This window comes from Paenibacillus sp. 1182, assembly GCF_017833915.1.
Classification (GTDB): Bacteria; Bacillota; Bacilli; order Paenibacillales; family Paenibacillaceae; genus Paenibacillus; species Paenibacillus polymyxa_D.
The window spans coordinates 1-1,355 of record NZ_JAFICR010000038.1 but is presented as its reverse complement, the minus strand read 5'-3'; the positions used below and the strand labels follow the sequence as shown (position 1 = coordinate 1,355).

Annotated in this window: 1 protein-coding gene; it reads left to right on the top strand. The window is 52.2% G+C overall.

Annotated features, from left to right (window positions below; genetic code table 11):
* Positions 1-1,355, top strand: a 1,355-nt coding sequence (locus tag JOD82_RS28880; protein WP_245249172.1) for a condensation domain-containing protein, incomplete at both ends; no start/stop codon positions are given.

Below are 1,355 nucleotides of genomic sequence, written 5' to 3'. Positions count from 1 at the left end.
GTAGCGGCGCTCAGTCCTTTGCTTCGTACAGATGGTAAGATGGCCAGTCAGGAAGAAGCAGTAGGCAAGGTAGATCTGACACCCATTCAGCGATGGTTCTTCGAGCAGCAGCCTGCTGATCTGCACCACAGCAATCAGGCGATGATGCTGTACCGAGCTGGGCGCTTTGACGTCAACGCGCTACGCCGTACAATGGACCGTATTGTCCAGCATCATGACGCATTGCGCACGGTATTCCGTGAGACGGAGCAAGGCTATGCAGCTTGGAACCGCAGTGTAGAGAAAGGCGAGCTATACACGCTGGACATTGTAGATTTTAGTGGAGTTGAAGACGAATCCACCGCTGTAGAAGCTAAGGCGAGTGAAATTCAAGCCAGCATTCATTTGAGCGAGGGGCCGCTGGTGAAGCTCGGTCTGTTCCACTGCGCTGAGGGCGACCATTTGCTAATCGTCATTCATCATTTGGTTGTGGACGGCGTATCGTGGCGTATTTTGCTGGAGGATTTGGCATCCGGTTATGAGCAGGCTATTGCAGGTAAAACAGGCACAGCTATTCGGCTGCCGCATAAAACAGATTCATTCCAGGTATGGGCCGAGCAGCTGTCGGCCTATGCGAATAGCGCGACGATGGAGCGGGAGCTTGCTTACTGGCAGCATATCGAACAAGCAGAAGCCAGTCTTGCGAAGCCTTTGCCGAAGGATTTTGCGAATGACAATGCACTGCTTGGGGACAGTGAGGTTGTGACGGTCCGCTGGACGAAGCAGGAAACCGAGCAGTTGCTCAAACAAGCTCATCGCGCATACAACACGGAAATGAATGACCTGCTGCTGGCTGCGCTCGGAAAAGCCGTATATGACTGGTCTGGTTCTGAACGGGTGCTGGTCAACCTGGAGGGCCATGGACGGGAAGCTATTGTACCGGATGTGGATATTACGCGGACAGTCGGTTGGTTTACGAGCCAGTTCCCGGTTGTACTGGATGGAAGTCTGGGACAAGGGGGGAATACGGCTCGTCTGATCAAACGGGTCAAGGAAGGGCTGCGTCATATTCCGCAGAAAGGCATCGGCTATGGTATTTTACGATACCTGTCGGATACGAATGTTCTGGAGAAAGCAGGCGTGCAGTTAAAGGCTCAGCCTGAGATCAGTTTTAACTATTTGGGCCAATTCGATCAGGATTATAAAGGCAATGATCTGGAGCCTTCCTCCTATTCCATCGGTGTGCCTGTCAGCACGAATGCGGCTATGGATTTTGCACTGGATATCAATGGAGTCATCGAGGATGGAGAACTGATTTTCACGATTCGCTACGGTACAACGCAATTCCGTCATGAGACGATTGCACGACTTGGAGA